This is a genomic window from Myroides sp., assembly GCF_032073645.1.
Taxonomy (GTDB): domain Bacteria; phylum Bacteroidota; class Bacteroidia; order Flavobacteriales; family Flavobacteriaceae; genus Flavobacterium; species Flavobacterium odoratimimum.
The window spans coordinates 1-16678 of sequence record NZ_DAMANB010000036.1; the positions used below are offsets into that span (position 1 = coordinate 1).

18 protein-coding genes are annotated in these 16678 nt (G+C 32.7%); 13 read left to right on the forward strand and 5 right to left on the reverse strand.

Going from position 1 to position 16678, the window contains the following annotated elements; genetic code table 11:
- Nucleotides 1-62 precede the first annotated feature (62 nt).
- The 6 genes from RT228_RS17390 (at nt 63) to RT228_RS17415 (ending at nt 4448) form a co-directional block, all read left to right on the forward strand.
- Complete coding sequence (locus tag RT228_RS17390) at nt 63-641, forward strand: Crp/Fnr family transcriptional regulator (protein WP_071307284.1); 579 nt, start codon at nt 63-65, stop codon at nt 639-641.
- A 59-nt stretch (nt 642-700) separates the two neighbouring features.
- Nucleotides 701-1126 (forward strand): GNAT family N-acetyltransferase, encoded by a 426-nt coding sequence (locus RT228_RS17395; protein ID WP_313139111.1) that lies wholly within the window; start codon nt 701-703, stop codon nt 1124-1126.
- A 324-nt stretch (nt 1127-1450) separates the two neighbouring features.
- Nucleotides 1451-1627, forward strand: coding sequence for a histone H1 (locus tag RT228_RS17400; RefSeq protein WP_006259332.1), 177 nt, complete (start codon nt 1451-1453; stop codon nt 1625-1627).
- A gap of 69 nt (nt 1628-1696) precedes the next feature.
- Nucleotides 1697-2362, forward strand: a complete 666-nt coding sequence (locus RT228_RS17405; RefSeq protein WP_071307285.1) for a metallophosphoesterase family protein — start codon at nt 1697-1699, stop codon at nt 2360-2362.
- A gap of 80 nt (nt 2363-2442) precedes the next feature.
- A complete protein-coding gene (locus RT228_RS17410; RefSeq protein WP_071307286.1) occupies nt 2443-3849 on the forward strand; it encodes a PLP-dependent aminotransferase family protein in 1407 nt (468 codons plus the stop codon).
- Between the two features lie 83 nt (nt 3850-3932).
- The gene (locus RT228_RS17415) at nt 3933-4448 is read left to right on the forward strand and encodes a hypothetical protein (RefSeq protein WP_006259329.1); all 516 of its coding nucleotides are present in this window, start codon (nt 3933-3935) and stop codon (nt 4446-4448) included.
- A gap of 226 nt (nt 4449-4674) precedes the next feature.
- Here RT228_RS17415 and RT228_RS17420 read toward each other — a convergent pair whose 3' ends face one another.
- From RT228_RS17420 to RT228_RS17430, 3 genes are read right to left on the reverse strand one after another with little or no spacing between them, the layout of a single operon-like run.
- Complete coding sequence (locus tag RT228_RS17420; RefSeq protein ID WP_313139116.1) at nt 4675-6261, reverse strand: MFS transporter; 1587 nt, start codon at nt 6259-6261, stop codon at nt 4675-4677.
- A complete protein-coding gene (locus tag RT228_RS17425) occupies nt 6258-7316 on the reverse strand; it encodes an HlyD family secretion protein (RefSeq protein WP_058699504.1) in 1059 nt (352 codons plus the stop codon). The genes RT228_RS17420 and RT228_RS17425 overlap by 4 nt, the downstream gene beginning before the upstream one ends.
- A 12-nt stretch (nt 7317-7328) precedes the next feature.
- Nucleotides 7329-8660 (reverse strand): TolC family protein, encoded by a 1332-nt coding sequence (locus RT228_RS17430; protein WP_006259326.1) that lies wholly within the window; start codon nt 8658-8660, stop codon nt 7329-7331.
- Between the two features lie 87 nt (nt 8661-8747).
- On the opposite strand from RT228_RS17430, the gene RT228_RS17435 reads away from it, so the two are divergent.
- Entirely contained in the window at nt 8748-9551 is an 804-nt protein-coding gene (locus tag RT228_RS17435; protein ID WP_006259325.1) for a helix-turn-helix transcriptional regulator, read from the forward strand.
- A gap of 43 nt (nt 9552-9594) precedes the next feature.
- Here the strand turns inward: RT228_RS17435 and RT228_RS17440 are convergent, their stop codons facing one another.
- Nucleotides 9595-10320, reverse strand: a complete 726-nt coding sequence (locus RT228_RS17440; RefSeq protein WP_006259324.1) for an SDR family oxidoreductase — start codon at nt 10318-10320, stop codon at nt 9595-9597.
- Nucleotides 10321-10571: 251 nt separating this feature from the next.
- On the opposite strand from RT228_RS17440, the gene RT228_RS17445 reads away from it, so the two are divergent.
- The 6 genes from RT228_RS17445 to RT228_RS17470 all read left to right on the forward strand — a co-directional run bounded on the left by RT228_RS17445 (nt 10572) and on the right by RT228_RS17470 (nt 15019).
- A complete protein-coding gene (locus RT228_RS17445; protein WP_156860095.1) occupies nt 10572-10709 on the forward strand; it encodes a hypothetical protein in 138 nt (45 codons plus the stop codon).
- 89 nt (nt 10710-10798) lie between these two features.
- Nucleotides 10799-11611, forward strand: a complete 813-nt coding sequence (locus RT228_RS17450) for an AraC family transcriptional regulator (protein WP_313139122.1) — start codon at nt 10799-10801, stop codon at nt 11609-11611.
- A gap of 66 nt (nt 11612-11677) precedes the next feature.
- Nucleotides 11678-13357, forward strand: coding sequence for an alpha/beta hydrolase-fold protein (locus tag RT228_RS17455; RefSeq protein WP_071307642.1), 1680 nt, complete (start codon nt 11678-11680; stop codon nt 13355-13357).
- Between the two features lie 53 nt (nt 13358-13410).
- Entirely contained in the window at nt 13411-13809 is a 399-nt protein-coding gene (locus RT228_RS17460; RefSeq protein WP_071307291.1) for a hypothetical protein, read from the forward strand.
- A 154-nt stretch (nt 13810-13963) separates the two neighbouring features.
- Nucleotides 13964-14530 (forward strand): hypothetical protein, encoded by a 567-nt coding sequence (locus tag RT228_RS17465; protein ID WP_071307292.1) that lies wholly within the window; start codon nt 13964-13966, stop codon nt 14528-14530.
- Nucleotides 14531-14722: 192 nt separating this feature from the next.
- The gene (locus RT228_RS17470; protein WP_083387847.1) at nt 14723-15019 is read left to right on the forward strand and encodes a S41 family peptidase; all 297 of its coding nucleotides are present in this window, start codon (nt 14723-14725) and stop codon (nt 15017-15019) included.
- Between the two features lie 68 nt (nt 15020-15087).
- Here RT228_RS17470 and RT228_RS17475 read toward each other — a convergent pair whose 3' ends face one another.
- The gene (locus RT228_RS17475) at nt 15088-15930 is read right to left on the reverse strand and encodes a hypothetical protein (RefSeq protein WP_071307293.1); all 843 of its coding nucleotides are present in this window, start codon (nt 15928-15930) and stop codon (nt 15088-15090) included.
- Nucleotides 15931-16678 lie beyond the last annotated feature (748 nt).

Sequence of the window (16678 nt, forward strand, 5' to 3'; positions counted from 1 at the left end):
TTACAGAAAAATTAAACCTAATGGTTACTGTTGCATTTAATACTTGAATCCACCAGTAAAATATGCTTTTAGAAAAGTTATTAAAAGAGTTTGAAGTCGAATTGTCTGTATTTACTTCTTCACAATATGCTTTGTTTGATGAATACTTCGAACGAATTTCTATTTCTAAGAATGAGTACCTAATAAAAGAAGGAGAGGTAGAACAGTATAGTTATTTTATTTATGAAGGAGTATTTAGATGTTGGACTATTGATCCTAAAGGTGTAGAACAAACATTTTGGTTTTGTAAAGAAGGAACTTTTTCTATGTCGAATATTTCTTTTTCACTTCAAGAGCGAGCGGACTTTTCTGTACAAGCTGTTATGGACGCAGTAGTATATAGAATTAATAAAGAGCAAATAAGCGATTTATACGCTTCTATTTCTGGATTAGAGGTAATGTTTGGAAAATTAACAGCAAGGCTTTTAAATCGTCTCCTACAGCGTAATATAGATCTAATCAAGTATTCTTCAGAAGAATACTATTTGAGAATGCAAGAAGAATATGGATTGACATTTAATTATATCCCCTTAAAAGATATAGCTTCTTATTTGGGAATTACTCCACAAGGGCTGAGTAGAATTCGCAAGCGAATTTTTTAACCCAGGTTCAGTAGATTGTCTCTCAAAGCTTAGAAATTTGCTCTATTAAATTTAAAATTATGATTAGAAAAGTAAAGAGTCAAGAATATCCAGTGTTAGTAGAGATATGGGAAAGTGCAGTAATACATATTCATGATTTTTTAGCAAGAGAAGACTTCGAGTATTTTAAAAAGACCATACCTAGTTATTTTGAATTTGTAGAGTTGTATGTTCATCTTAACCAAGAGGGAAGAATGACTGGCTTTATCGGTGTTGCTGATGGAAACTTAGAAATGTTGTTCATACACAATGATTTTCGTGGACAAGGAATAGGTAAATTGTTATTAAATTATGCTAAAGATAGACTTCATATTACTAAAGTAGATGTAAATGAACAAAATCAACAAGCAGTTGGATTTTATTTACACATGGGGTTCAAATCAGTAAACAGGTCTGAGACAGACGGACAAGGAAAGCCTTATCCTATCTTACATTTAAGCTTGTAATTATTCCTACGAGTAATGGAAAATGACGGTTTTTTGTATAGAAACAGGATGTTTTAAGGACTAAATCTATAGGAACTGATCTGTTTTGAGTAATATCTGTTCACTTTTTTAGCGAAATGTAGTAATGACGGTACATTCGATGCGTTTAGCTTTGGTGTGTTGAAAGTGAGTGGATTAGGTAATATTTACCGTTTGAAATACAATAATGTAATAATATCAAGTGCTAAAAGAGAGAGGTAAAGTGGTAAAAAAGTCAGTAAATACTGTGTATATGTGAGATTATATTCTATTTTTGTAATACATATTTAAAATGTAAAAATTACCATGAAAGAATTAATCGAAAAAATCAACGCTGAGTTTGAAGCGTTCCAACAAGATTCAGCTTTACAATTAGAAAACGGAAATAAAGCTGCAGGTACAAGAGCACGTAAAGCTTCTTTATCTATTGAAAAACTTTTAAAAGAGTTTAGAAAAGCTTCTCTAGATGCTTCAAAACAATAATAATAAAAACTCCTACTTTACTAAGTAGGAGTTTTTTTATTCTTTAAGTTTGTGTTTTATAAAAAGAGCATGAACTATTTTATCATTGGTGATATACACGGTTGTTATCACACGTTTTGTTCTCTTCTAGAGCAGTGGGATTCTTCTAATGAGCATTTAATATTAGTAGGAGATTTAATAGATAGGGGCAATTATAGTTGGTTAGTCGTAGAGAAGTGTTTAGCCTTATTAAGTGATACAACATTATCAGTAACTGTTCTTAAGGGAAACCATGAAGCTGAACTTATTCAGTATATCAAGGATGGACGTCATGAAATATGGACATCTCAGTGTGGTTTAGCCACCTTAGAAGACTTTCAAAGGCATCATGTAGATTTGCAAAACCTTTTACCACACTTAGAAAAATTACCACTTAAGTTTGAGACTTCTTCGTTTATTGTCACACATGCAGGAGTATGTGAGACGATTAATCCTTATGATGAGTCTAATTGGGATGGGGTGTTATGGACTCGTAAGCCACTTGTCAATCTTCATAAACTACAGGTTCACGGACATACTCCTTTAAAACAAAACCATCCTCAGTATACTTTAGATAGCCACTCATATAATATAGATACAGGAGCTTATTATGGTTATGGGTTAACTGGTATTAAGTTAGATCAAGTAGCTACTGTTATTGAGATTATAAATATACCTACAGATAGGCGTGATATAGCATCAGAGAATAATGAATAATTGTATCTTTGATAGAGAGTAGTTTTAATTCTACTTACAATATTGCGTGAAGTCATGAAGAATCTCTACGTACTGATTATATGAGAATGAAGGAATATAAGTATAGTATTTTTACGGATAAAATAGAAGAGGGAATAAATAAAGGATTATTAAAGCCTGGAGATAAATTACCTTCTGTTCGTGCTATAAAAAAAGAATACAACTTAAGTATAAGTTCTGTTCAGAGTGGTTATGATTACCTTGTATTTAAGGGGTTGGTCACTAGTGTGCCTCGCTCTGGGTATATTGTATCTGATCGTCTTGCGGAACAAAATTTAGAAGTAGAATTACCTATTATCCCTCGCGATGCAGTTTTTAGAAAGAAAATACATCTTATAACGAATCCAATAAGTGATACTAGTCAGACAATACTGAATGAAGCGAGTCCATCTGACCTCTTTATTCCTCAAAAATTAGTTCTCAAAACAATGCAAGAGGTAATAAGAGAAAAAGGAGCTTCTTTACTTCGTTACTATCCTAATAATGGGGCAGAAGAGCTAAGAGACTTGTTAGTGAAGAGAGCTGGACTTCATGGAGCTTCCATATCATCAGATGAACTTTTGGTGACTGATGGAGCATTACAAGCACTATATATTGCTTTAAGCTCTATTACTTCACCTAGTGATATTATAGCAGTGGAGAGCCCATGTATCTTCTCTATTTTAGAAGTTATTGCTAGTCTGAAGCTAAAGACAATAGAAATACCTGTTCGTGCATATGATGGTTTTGATACAGATTATTTAAGAAAAGTATGTGCGACTAATAATATAAAAGCGATTGTACTAACTCCTAACTTTCATAACCCTACAGGAATATTAATGACGGAGGAGAGCAAAAAAGCGGTTTATGAAACTGCTCTATATCACAATGTACCCATTATAGAAAATGATGTTTTTGGCTGTCTTTATTTTAAGGGAAGTAGACCAAGTAATATTCGTAACTATGATGAAGCAGGATTGGTAATGACATATTCGTCTTTTTCTAAATCGTTAGCACCAGGTATTAGGTTAGGATGGTTAGCAGCAGGACAGTTTTTTTCTGAAGCAGAGCGCTTGAAGTTCGCTCTAGGGCGTTCGGTATCTCCTATAAATCAAGAGGTAATGATAAAGCTTCTTCAATCTTCAGCTTATGATAAGCACCTTAGAGTTTTTCGTCAGCAATTAGAACGTCAAGCATTACAGTTGGTGAAGCAATTAATTCATAGTTTTTCTGATTCTATTCATGTTCAACTTCCACAAGGAGGGTATTGTACATGGGTTCAATTACCTGCGCATATAGATATGAACTTTTTCTATAAGCGATGTACAGAAGAAGGAGTGCAGTTTACACCAGGAGAGACTTTCTCCTTTACAGATGTATATGATAATTGTTTTAGAGCAGTATTCTCTAAACAACTTACTTTACACAATCTAGAAGCCATAAGAAGAGTCGGAGAGTCTATATTATAGCGATGTACCGATGCTTTTTTAGAATACTGTATCGAAACAAATGGGATAGAAAAGGGTATGTTTGTAAATAAACATGAAATAATATGGATGTAATATCAAAATTCACAATAGGAACTGAAGAGGGGCTTGGTATTCTTTTTCAATTAAGAGAAGCTCAAATAAGAGAAATGTATGCGGATACAGTGGAAATAGAGCAATTAAATCAATATATAACTCAACAATTAAATCATAAAGAAGCTGTATTAGAATTGAATAATCTAAGTACACAAATGCTAACAGTGTTTAAGAAAGAAGTACCTGTAGGGTTTGTAATGATTAAACAAGTAATGCAACCAGAAGTATTAAAGGATAAAAAAGTTATTAATCTTGAACCTTTTTATATCAATTCTGAGTATAATGAGGAAGAAGTAAGAGAGTCTTTATGGCAAAAGAGTTTATCCTTAACTCGTAATTATGATGCTATATGGATAGAGGTGTTACAGAATAACCCTTTAGTTCCCTTCTTAAAAGAGTGGGGCTTTGAGGTTAATCAAGAGTCTGTGATAGAACCTTTTAATAAGCCTTCTTATATCATGATAAGATGGAAACCTAGTGAATAAGTTCTTTTGATAAAGAGTATATTTTATAAGTTAATTTTGATTATGGCTGTGAACAATTTGTTTATGGCCATTTTTATTTCTTTTTTTGAAAGCTAAGATGTTTAAAATTAAGGCGATTATAAAGGCTTTTCTATAAAAGGTATCCTTTTTAGTTAATAAAAAGAGCCAAGTTTTCTCTAGAGAGAACTTGGCTCGCGGTATAAAAAGCTTAGAAAAAGGAAAAGTATTAATAAGGTATAAAGTCCTTACTTAGCTTACTAAGAATCTTCTTCGTAGGGGAAGATAACATGACGATTAGGATGATAAATATTAGTCCCCAAATAACCCAAGTATAGTAGTCTTGTGAAGCTCTAGTTATAATCTGTGTATTGATATGATTATTATAAATTTTAGTGGCTAGTTGAGCTCCTGTGGTATAATCTTTTCCATCTAATGTGACATGCTGTTGTATGTTTTTAAGTGTTTCATTGTTTAATGGATTAGTGGATGCTATATATTCAGATGCTCTATTATAGTGTATACTTTTATTAAATAATTGAAAGTAATTGGTAATTCCTATAGTTACAGAAAAGCTTAAAAACCTAAAGCTAATTCCTAAGAATGAAACAGCATTAGATATAGCTGGTGGTATAGAGGCAGCTGCATAAATTATTAAGGGAATGTGTAAAGCTGCAATAGCAAATCCTTGAATAAAAAAAGGAAGTATAAAGCTTTCTCTTGTACCTGTATTAGAGAATAAGAAATAGACTTGGATGTGATAGATTAACAAAGTTCCAAAACCAAGTAATACAATGTATTTAATCGCAACATCATTTAATAATAATCTGGATACAATTAGTAACCCCGCTATTGTCCCTAAGGTGTTACTGATATAAATGCTAGTCAGATGAATAGAAGATACGCCTAATGTCTGTAAATAAGAGTAAGCAAAACCTGTCGTTCCTTTAAAAAAGTAATAGATCATAATCAAGAGGATACCTAAACAGAAATCTTTATATCTAAAAACAGCTAGATTAATAAAAGGTCTTTTAAGACTGAGCTGTCTCAAGATGAATAAGATTAACCCTACAACTGTTGTACTAGTTAGCAGTCTGATTCTACTGTGTTCCAAATAGTTTAATTGTTGTCCATACACGAATATATAGCCGATAGAACAGATAATAATCGTAAAGTAAATGTAACTAATCCAATCTACTTGATATAGGGGAAGTTTTTCTCTAATGTGTACATTATTAGTAATAGTGAGTAATAGAACAGCTCCCGGTATCTGCAAGATAATCAGTAAGTAAAACATAATATTAAATGAATAGTACTGAAGTATGTAGCTACATAATATTCCACATATCGGAACAGAAACTAATAAAGTACCATAGAATATAGTGTATCCTATCACTCGGGCTCTAGCAGAATTAAGTCTTGGAAAAATAAGATTAAGACAGATGCTACAGAATAAAGCACATACAGCTCCTTGTATAAAACGACAGATAAAGAATATAGTCAAGTCTCTGGTCATGGCACAGATAATATAAGTAATCGTATTAAAGACAATACCTAGTAAGAGGTATTGTCTTAAGGAAAAGTACTTGACTAATCGATCATCTAGTGGTAAGAAACAAACTAAAGCGCCATACATGAGTATTACTGAATACTGGACATCAGAAGCTTCGATACCATAATAACTCATCGTCTCTAGCGTATTGCTATAATAAAAAGCAAATACCGCTAAAGCAGGAAAGAGTATTAAGAAAATAGTGATACGAATAAGGTAATCTGGTACCCACTCTTTAAAAGTTGGTAGTTTTATGTTTCTCATGGTTTATCGATATATACATTGGCATTCATCCCAGCTGATAAGTTGCTAATCTTAGCTACATTATCTTTTAGTTTGATTCTTACAGGGATACGTTGAATTATTTTGACAAAGTTCCCCGTAGCGTTATCAGGAGGTAGTAAAGAATATCTAGATCCAGTAGCTGGTGAGATAGATTCTATCTCTCCTATAAATTCCATATCAGGAAAAGCATCTATTGTTATTTTAGCAGATTGCCCTATTTTAAACTTGCCAATTTGTGTTTCTTTAAAGTTTGCTATGATCCATTTACCTCTTTCTTCATTGACGATATAAGAGATCGTTTGACCAGATTGTATTAATTGTCCTTCTTGTATAATCTTCTTACCTATTCGACCAGTATAAGGTGCTGTGATAATAGTATACCCTAAGTTGAGGTTGCTTTTATCTAAAGTAGCTTCACTCAACTTTATATTAGATATAGCTGCCAGTTTCTGAGCTTTTACATCTTCTATTTTAGACAATGCAGCTTGATAAGCTTGTTGAGCAGCTTGGTATTCTGATACTGCTATATCTAGAGCTGTTTTGATATTGTCAAATTGCTGTTGAGTAGTTGATTCTTCTTCAAGTAGATTTTTAAATCGTTTAAACTCTTGTTGCTGTCTAGTGAGCTTTGCTTTAGCTACTTCTATCTGAACTTTTGTTACTTGTGCATTAGTATGTAGTGTATTGATGTTTGCATCCAATATGTCGATTTGAGATTGCGCACTTTGTAGAGAGGCTTTAGCTTCTTGTTGAACAGCTTTATAATCTCTGTTGTCAATTGTGATTAGTGTATCTCCAGCTTTTACCAATTGATTTTCTTCAAAGTGTATTGTCTTGATATAGCCACCTACTTTGCTATTTATAGGGTTTACATATTGTTCTACTTGAGCATCATTAGTTGATTCATATCTTAAAAATTCTATTCCCAAAATCATCCCATAGACTGCTAACCCTGCGATAGCCACTAGCGCTATTATTTGAGTTATTTTAAGAATGATACGGTCTGTTTTTGTTATTTTATTATTTGTACTCATAGTTGTTTTTACTTATAAATTACCGATTACCTTTTGTATTTGATAATATTCTATTTTAGCATTGATCTCTGCTGTAGTGAGGTCGAATTGAGCTTGTAACAGTTGTGTTTCTGCATCTAATAAGTCTGTCAATAAAGACTGTTGATTAAAGTAACTATTTCTGATAATGCGCAATGTTTCTGTAGTTTGCTTGATGTTCTTTTCAGCAACAGAGATTCTTTGTAACGTTTCTGTATATTTTACATAAGATGCTCTAAGCTCATTTTTTAACTGATCTACTTTTTGTTCTCTTTCTACTTTTTGTTTTGAGATAAAGGACTGCTGGCTTATTTTCTGATGCTTGGTGTGATATAAGTTAGAGATAGGAATATTGAGTTTAAGACCTATCTGTCCCATACCGTATAAGGCATCAGCATAAGGATATGCTTTACTCTGTGGATAGTTAAAACTGTAATCAGCGAATAAACTTACCTTAGGAAGTATTTTTGCTTGGAGTTGTTTTAAATCCAATTCACTTCGTTGAATGTCATTATCTGCTATTTGCAGTTCATAAGCGTTTTGTAATGCTTTTTCTAAATAAGATTCATAAGATGATTCTAAGTTAATTTCTTCCTTTAAATCCTTATACAATGGTGTTAGAGGGGCTAGTTCATCACGACCCATTAGCAAATTAAGTTGCTGTTGGATAATCAGAATGTTGTTTTCTATTTCTGTCAATAGCATTTGATGATTAGATAAGGTCACCTCAGAACGCAACACATCACTTTTAAGAATAGTACCATTCTTGTATAGACTGTTAATCTCAGCAAGTTGTTTGTTGTCTTGTTTTATCTCTTTTTCGACAAGATCTTTATAATGTGTATGGCGTATTAGTGTATAAAAGAGTTTTGTACTTTCTAGTTTGACTTCAGCTAACGAGAGTTGGAGTAGTGAATGAATAGAGGCTAGAGCTACTTCTTGTATTTTAATCTCTCTGTTTTTGCTCAGTCCATTGTACAGTATTACATCTGTCGCTAACATCGAACTATAGTTGGTTGAGTTGATCCTAACTGTTGTAGGCTTGTTTAGAAAACCATCTTCATATAGGGGCATATCTGATAGTCTACTATAACTACCTTGTAAGTTTATAGTAGGAAGTTGGCTTGCTTTTGTATTTTTAATATTTTCTTGTTGCGCTTTTTCATTTAGTTGTATTGCTTTTATTTTTTTATGATTCTTTTGCGTAAGTTCCCATATTCTGTCTAAATCAAAAGTGTTTTTATCATCCGTAATAGATTGGGGTAGTGCTTTTTGACCTATTATGAGCAAAAAGACTATTAGGTATAAAAAGTTGTTCTGTTTCATGTATTCTATTTATTTACTGCAAAACTAGATTAGAATGATTCTAAGTGTTTTATATAACTAGCCAATATTTTACTTATTTTAGCCATTATGGAAATGTTATTACAAACAGAAAAGGAAATAGATCAATACAAGGATAGTATCTATATCATGCGAGAGCAATTAGAACATAGGTTTCCTCCTCATAAGCACAACAAGAGTCAGATACTTCTGGTATCTGGTGGGATCGCTTATTTAAAGACAAAAGAAAGAGAGTATTATATACCAGCTCAGCATTATGTATGGATACCTAAAGGTATGATACACAATGTCAAGTCTAATACTACGGATGTCGTGATTCTAAATATCTATTTCTATGAAGAAGATACTGATGTAGAGCATCGCTTTATGGAACGTTTAGGTATTTACCCAGTGAGTAATTTGATGTATGAGATGTTGATTTATGCTAGGCAGTGGAAGGGAATTATCCTACCTGATACTTGGGCTTATGAGTTTCTATCTACGATGAAGCACTACATTATGCAGCATCCAGGTAAGTCATTTTCTATTCAATTGCCTACAACAGAAGAACCTAAAATGTTGTTGATCACAGAGTATATGCAAAAGAATTTAGGTGAAGCATTAACGCTAAATGGAATAGCTGAGTTATTTGGCTATAGTGTGAGGACGTTGACAAGGTTATTTAAAACTCATTTAGATATTTCGTTTTTGCAATATTTAAAGATGGTAAGAATGATTAAGGCTATGGAGCTTCTGATGAGTACAGATAAGAATGTGAGTGAAGTAGCCTTCGATGTTGGCTATTCTAGTATTGCTGCTTTTAGCAATACTTTTCAGCAATTGTTTAATGTCAGACCAAGTGATTTCCAGATTTCAATGCACAATATAAAGTAAAAAATAAACGCTTATAGTTTATAGCTATAAGCGTTCTGTTATTTTAAGCATTTTGTTTTGTATCTGAGATGATCAGTTCTCGTAATAATACACTCTGAGGTAAGTCGTAAGCAAATTTGATAGTACGCGCTACATCAATAGCTTGAATACGGTTTGCTCCAGATGATTTCATCCACTCTTTATAGCCCTCTTTAATATCTTCACTAGTTGTGTGGCTTAAGAGCTCTGTTGCTACTGCTCCAGGCTCAACAGAAATAATACGCACATTATAAGGACTAAGTTCTAGACGAGCAGTTTGTGTTACTCCTCTTACAGCATATTTACTAGCACAGTAGGCAGCGTGATTATGAAAGGGTAATACACCAGCTATTGAGGATACATTGATAATAGTCCCTGTTTGTCTATCCTTCATATCTCCCATTACAGCTTGCATACCGTTCATGACACCTAATACATTGATATCAAGCATTTGTTTCCATTCTTGAGGATCCTGAGTAGCTAAATCACCTAATAGCATTACACCTGCGTTATTAATTAATAAGTCAGTCTTGCCATATATTGCCTCAGCTTCACGAATTGCCTTTTCGAAAGCATCTTTATCAGCTACATCTACACTTTTGCATAGTGTATTAGGTAGATTTAGAGCCTCCATCTTTTCTAATCTTCTTGCTAACAGTAAAAGTGGATGTCCACTTTGAGCAAACTCTTTCGCTAGTTCCATACCGAATCCTGAGCTAGCGCCTGTGATTACTACTAATTTCTTTTCCATTGTCAATGAATTGTTTTTATGCAATTTACTGACAATATTGGTTTTTACCTGTAATGTAGCAGCTTTTTTTTTGATATATTTATCTAGTTATAAGGCGTGTACGATGTAGTATAAAAGGACTTATTCTTTAAAACGATTATTGTGTTTAGCTATACAAATCTTATTAAAAATATTTTAGAAAGATTGTGCTTTATCAAGTTTACTAAAGAGGTTTTATAATACCTTCGTATAAAGGAGTTAAACTTATAGAGATGAGATTTATAAACGCAATAGAATTAGTACCGTTTAATTATGCTAAAAGCGACTATCAGAGTCCTATAGGCAACGCTGTAAATACCCAAAAGAATGGGCTATTTATTAAAATAAGAATTTGCCAGATAGTGATATAGAACAGATGTGGGATACTATTAAACGAGTGGACTTAATAATAGGGATAGAGTAGAGGTAAGTAATGTATAACTAAAAAAATTAAGCGGTAATGAAAGAGATTTTTGAAACCTTTAGTCCTAAGAATACTTTAGTAAAGAAGTATGTGGACTATTACTACTTAGATATAAAACCCAATAATGAGGTGAGAGAGTACCAGTGCTTTCCTCATTATAATAATACGATTTCTATTTATGCTTCTCATCAACTAGCTAGTGATGGATCGATGGCGTTTAATGAAGGAGCAGATGATTATCAGATATTCACTCCTATTAGAGAAGATATACTTCATGTGAGGCAGGTGGGGAGAGTACATAGAGTCGTTATTGTCTTTCACCCATTAGGGATACAGCAGTTTTATCGTCATTTAAACTTTGTCAATCTGATTACTGATTATAAGTTTATGGAAATAGGCGAATTAGCAGAAGTCTTTGCTACTACTGATGCAGATGTCATTACCGCATTGCTTGATACAGCACTAGAGAAGAGATATAAGCCATTCTCAAATAGTCTTCTAGACCAAACAATAGATTATATCTTTAGTGAAGAGGATAACTTCTCTGTACAAGAATTAGCAGATAGACTAGGAGTGAGTAGACAACATCTAAATAGAGTTTTTAAGGCCAATATGGGAGTATCTTTAAAGAGGTTTTATGATATCTATTTGTTTAGAAGAACGGTGAACCAGAAACTCTATACCTCTCCTGAAGAGAAATTGACTGATATTGCTTATCGCTTTAATTTTAATGATCAGTCACATCTAATAAAGACTTATAAGGCAATGACTAATAATTCTCCTAAAAACTTCTTTGAGAAAGGAACTAAACTAGGAAGCAAAGATACTTTTTGGCATCTAGAGAAATAGATGTTCCATTTGTACAATTTTAGTATTGTAGTGTTGTTTACTTTCGCTTTATTAATAATTAGAATTATGAAGGGATATCATGTATTACTAGCATTTATGTTTAGTATAGTGTCTTTTGGACAGAATACTTACTCTAAGTTGATCAATCAAGCAGATGATTTGTTAGAAGAGCACGAGGATGAGCAAAGTAAAAGACAAGCTTTTTCTCTTTATGAAAAGGCGTTTAAGTCATTTCCAGACAGTATAACAGCAGCTGATTTATCAGAAATATCAATCATTGCCTCAGAGTTAAAAGAAGCAGATAAAGCCTTTGCTTATCTAGATCGGTTGATAAAGATAGAACGTGCACAATACGGCTTCCCTGGTTGGCAAAATGTAACGAATAAAAGAGCTTTAGAGGAATACAAGAACTTATTAGATGATCCTAGATGGGCTTCTATGATGAGTGAAGCACATGCGTTAAAAGCTAAGTTTGATGTAAATCTAAAAAAGGCAGAGAAAGAATTCTATAAGGTGAAATCTACTAAAGAGTTAGCCTCTACTAATGGAAAGAAATTATATGAAGAAATCAAAGCGTACAATCCTTATCTACCTAAGGCAAAACAAGACTATTCTATCAGCTTTGCTATAAATGATACAGTGAAGACTTCTTTCTTTATTCATTTGCCTAAGAACTATTCTCCAGAGAAGGAATATCCAGTGTTATTCTTTTTGCATGGAGCAGTTAGATACAATAATCTTCAAGAGTTTCAGACTAAAGAACTTAGTTTAGGAGGATGGAATAGATACTATACGAAATATGGAGATCTAGATGAGGTGATATTGATCTTCCCAAGTGGAGGTAAGAAATATAATTGGATGACATCTAATGATGGCTTCTTTATGATACCTGCTATGCTGAGAGAAGTTAAGAAGGCTATTAATATAGATGATAATAAGGTGTTTATCACAGGGCATTCTAATGGAGCGACGGGTTCATTCTCTTATTTGATGAAAGACTCTTCTCCTTTTGCAGGATTCTATGGGTTTAATACTCAACCTAAGGTATTCACAGGAGGAACTTTTATAGAGAATATAAAGAATCGTTCTTTTATCAACTTCTCTACAGATGAGGACTATTATTATCCACCTAACGCAAATGATTCTTTTACATCGATGATGAATGAGTTAAAGGCTGACTATAAAGAGTATCGATATAACGGTTTTCCACATTGGTTCCCTGAGTTTGATGAGTCAGAACCAGCTTATGAGATATTGTTTAAAGATCTTAAGGAGAGACAACGCAAGAGCTTTAATAAAGAGCTGACATGGGAGTTTGATGACAATGCTTATGGAGGTGTGGATTGGTTGACTAATATCAAATTAGATACACTAGGTCAGAAAGCAGATTGGCATAAAGAACGAAACTTTAAAATTACCAAATGGCTAGAGTATGATAAAGCTGAAAATCTACAAACGATAGAGGTAGATAAGAAGGCGTTCGATATACCACGCTTATCAGGTAAGGCTATAGCCCGTTATAAAGACAATGAATTTAGAATAGAAACATCTCGTGTTAAATCCTTATCTATTGCTATTTCTCCTGAAATGGTAAACCTGAAGAACAAGGTTAAAGTATATGTCAATGGTAAGTTGTACTATGATGAGAAAGTAGATTACGATACTGCATTTATATTAGATAATTTTGACAAGACTAGAGATAGAAAGACGATTTGGATTAATAAGATTGATATCACAGTAAAATAAGATAATAGAGCTAGTAGAGATACTAGCTTTTTTGGATTTAATAGGTAGAAACGATGGAGAGAATGTATCAGGATGATGAATTTGTTTGTGTAGAGTTAAATGGCTTGAGAATAGAGCGCGTAATAACGTGTATGAGTGATGAACGTGATAATGTGATTGTACTTTACTTAAAAGTAGAAGCTTTAGGTTGGTTTGACTTTTTTATTGACGCAGGTATTGCAGTGATGGAAAAGATAAAAGAAATAGAAGAGGATGATAGTTATATGTACTTAGATAAATCCCAAGAATTAGCGGTCATAGGAGTGAGGATAAAAGGTATCTATTGCCAACCTATCAAAAGTAGTTGTCGTTTGACCATAGCATTAGAGAATAATACGAATTTAATTTTACAATCAAAGGACATGATTGATTATGAAAGTGATGTAGAGTTGTTGCTTTTAGATCTTGGATAAAAGAGGGGCGGCTATCTAATCAGTGGATTAAGATATATTATCATTTATACAATACATTTTTTTGTAGTACTATTCCCATCTTTCAATTATTTATTTAAATTAGCTTTGATTTTTTAGGAATAAATCATCTCTAACTTTAACAAATAATCATTAGATGAAACAAAAGATTAAAAATTATAGTATTCACTTTATTAAAGAGATTATTCCTATCGTGGCGGGTATTCTTATTGCTCTTTTTATTGATAATTGGAACGCTCATAGAAAAGACCAGGCCTATATCAATCAAGTGTTTTCGACTGTTCACAGTGAGTTAAAAGAATCTAGAGAAGAAATAGAGTTTATTCTCCCTATACAGAAAGATTTGGTCAAAGCCTTAGAAAAGCACGCTGATAACGAAGAGAAAAGCCTACAACAGATAGTCATGGAGTCTAAGGGAATCTTTATTCCTCAGATTAAAACAACTGCCTGGCGCTCTATTGCTGCGACTAAGATTGATCTAATCGATTATGATAAGGTAGCTGCTATGACTAATATTGAAGACTTAAAGCAAATGTTAAGTAATAAGAGTGCTTTCCTAATGAATCTTTTGTATTCTAATATGGATAAGACGGATAAGAGTATCAAACAGACTTTTAAGATGGTCGTATTTGATATTATTCAGACAGAAAATACGCTAGAACAGCGTATAGAGCTGATGGAGAAAGAAGGGGATAAGAAGTGATAACTGTGGTGTTTATTCCCAATTTATAACCGAGTGAATTAAGTGTTTATGAAGTATGTTTTTTCTTTTTTATTATCCCATTAGAGACAACTTTCTGAGTAAGAACCTTATTCTTGGTTTAAGAAATAATAGTGGAGGAGGGAGACAAGAGCTCTGCACAGTTGTATAACCTGTTTAAGAAGTTTAAAGGAAATATATGTACTTGTAAATTTTAATACCATTAGTAATGCAGAGCAATTCACACTAAAATTGAAGGAATTAAATAATGTGATGGTATTAGGTGATAATACTAGAGGAATGCTTACTTATGGTAGAAATCATGCTGTAGATAAGGTAAGTCCTTCTGCTCTTTTTAGAATACATTTTACGGATCTAAATACGCATTGGCGCGAGTATTTACGCTATGAGGGAAAAGGAGTGACACCTGATTTCTATTTATCATCTACTGAAGACTGGATAGAACAGGTAGTCAGAAATTATTGTGAATGATAGCAATGTAAATAGTAGAATGTATAGATAGTGTTCCTACTATTTACAGTAACTATCTTAAGTCGATATTAGTAAAAGTCAACTTCTATCCAATCTTTTTGGTTAGTTAGAATATCTTGAGAATCTACTACTTCATTATTTTTAATCAGCTTTACAGAGATAGTTTGAGGTCGACTATGCAGTTTAATGATATAAAAACCTTTATCATTAATAGCTACCTTCTCTTTATTATTAATGAGAATATGAGTAGTCTTAGTATCAAAAGAGTTTTTGATATGCCCAAATAAAACAAATTCTTCTTCTGTCATATACTGTGGGCTATACTCATTAGTGTAGTTATCTAACATATATTGTTTACTAGATTCTAATCCCAGCTGAATGGTATTCTTTTCAGCATCAATATCGATAGGATAAGGAAGAGTATCTTGTGTATCTGACCAATACTTTATTTGAAAACCATAGGTTTGAGCTTTATTGTTTCGGACATTTAATCTGTCTGTAAACCATGCGTATTCTTGGTTTGTAATAATTTGCTTGGTAAAGAGATCTGATATAAAGTTTTTGTATTTCTCCTGTATTTCCCCACCAGCGTGTTGTATGATATAGTATAGGTTAGACAGAGATTCATTGTTTAGGCTGATTTGTTTATTTAGATATGAATCTAGAAGAGGTAAGGCTAATTGTTGATTTTCGATATCAATTTTAGACATTGCTATATAGCAGTTAGAAAGTTCTTTTTGATCACTATTAGGATTAGAGCTAAGTGTTTCGCAACGTTTACGGATGTCTTGTTCTTTCTGGAATAGTTCAGATATAAGTATGTTAGGATCCTTGTCTTTCAATTCTTGTGAGAATACCGTACCTAAAGGAAGTATGCAACTAGCTAATAGAATATGTTTTAAAGTGTTCATTGCATTTTGATGATGTTGTTTATGGTGTAATTAAGGATGTTTCTTGATCAGACCAATATAAATAGCGTTTATTTATTCTTCTACACCGTATTTATAAAGTTTAGAATTGGTTTGTATCATAATAATGTAATAATAGAGAAAAAAGACCACATAACAATAAGTAAAGCATTGAAAATATTGTGATTACTTAAAAAAAGCTCACCTTTTGCCTATTTACCTTTGTTAGTATTTCATCTTAGATTCTCTTTTATTAGTAGCATAATTATAGTGCTAGATAGGGTGTGGATAGCCTCAGTTAATCTAAACTTTAAATAGGAGGACAGTCCCTGATCAATAGAAGAAGCATTCATCGACTAACGTATCTTCAGCTCCACCATTTACGGGGTATTCTCCACCAATTGTCGAGCAATTTAAGATAAACGTGCGCTATTACTGGGGTTGTAAAGACTATAGAAAACGGATTAAAATGAGTTTGAAACGATAATATTTTATAAATCAGTGAGTTGTGTTTTTTTTGGTTATTAAAAAAGTACAGGCGTTTTTTAGTTCCACGTATCTAAATAGGCTGAATATGGAGTTGTTTTCTAAAAATAGTAGAACCAAATAGTAAAATAGGGGTGGTTTAGATAGGATAAAATGAAGTCTTTTTTTAAAAAATAGGGTAGGTTTTTTAATAGGGAAACCACCAGTGCAGAGGGTGTCCCGTGAACTGTGTCATTAAAAAAATTGTATAATAAAATATGTACAT

Excerpts from the sequence above, each read along its gene's own strand:
- RT228_RS17410 (WP_071307286.1), top strand. The coding sequence starts at position 2,443 with ATGAGAATGAAGGAATATAAGTATAGTATTTTTACGGATAAAATAGAA.
- RT228_RS17475 (WP_071307293.1), bottom strand. The coding sequence starts at position 15,930 with ATGAACACTTTAAAACATATTCTATTAGCTAGTTGCATACTTCCTTTA.
- RT228_RS17440 (WP_006259324.1), bottom strand. The coding sequence starts at position 10,320 with ATGGAAAAGAAATTAGTAGTAATCACAGGCGCTAGCTCAGGATTCGGT.
- RT228_RS17425 (WP_058699504.1), bottom strand. The coding sequence starts at position 7,316 with ATGAGTACAAATAATAAAATAACAAAAACAGACCGTATCATTCTTAAA.
- RT228_RS17400 (WP_006259332.1), top strand. The coding sequence starts at position 1,451 with ATGAAAGAATTAATCGAAAAAATCAACGCTGAGTTTGAAGCGTTCCAA.
- RT228_RS17420 (WP_313139116.1), bottom strand. The coding sequence starts at position 6,261 with ATGAGAAACATAAAACTACCAACTTTTAAAGAGTGGGTACCAGATTAC.
- RT228_RS17390 (WP_071307284.1), top strand. The coding sequence starts at position 63 with ATGCTTTTAGAAAAGTTATTAAAAGAGTTTGAAGTCGAATTGTCTGTA.
- RT228_RS17445 (WP_156860095.1), top strand. The coding sequence starts at position 10,572 with ATGAGATTTATAAACGCAATAGAATTAGTACCGTTTAATTATGCTAAA.
- RT228_RS17460 (WP_071307291.1), top strand. The coding sequence starts at position 13,411 with ATGGAGAGAATGTATCAGGATGATGAATTTGTTTGTGTAGAGTTAAAT.
- RT228_RS17435 (WP_006259325.1), top strand. The coding sequence starts at position 8,748 with ATGGAAATGTTATTACAAACAGAAAAGGAAATAGATCAATACAAGGAT.
- RT228_RS17430 (WP_006259326.1), bottom strand. The coding sequence starts at position 8,660 with ATGAAACAGAACAACTTTTTATACCTAATAGTCTTTTTGCTCATAATA.
- RT228_RS17405 (WP_071307285.1), top strand. The coding sequence starts at position 1,697 with ATGAACTATTTTATCATTGGTGATATACACGGTTGTTATCACACGTTT.
- RT228_RS17465 (WP_071307292.1), top strand. The coding sequence starts at position 13,964 with ATGAAACAAAAGATTAAAAATTATAGTATTCACTTTATTAAAGAGATT.
- RT228_RS17395 (WP_313139111.1), top strand. The coding sequence starts at position 701 with ATGATTAGAAAAGTAAAGAGTCAAGAATATCCAGTGTTAGTAGAGATA.
- RT228_RS17415 (WP_006259329.1), top strand. The coding sequence starts at position 3,933 with ATGGATGTAATATCAAAATTCACAATAGGAACTGAAGAGGGGCTTGGT.
- RT228_RS17450 (WP_313139122.1), top strand. The coding sequence starts at position 10,799 with ATGAAAGAGATTTTTGAAACCTTTAGTCCTAAGAATACTTTAGTAAAG.
- RT228_RS17455 (WP_071307642.1), top strand. The coding sequence starts at position 11,678 with ATGAAGGGATATCATGTATTACTAGCATTTATGTTTAGTATAGTGTCT.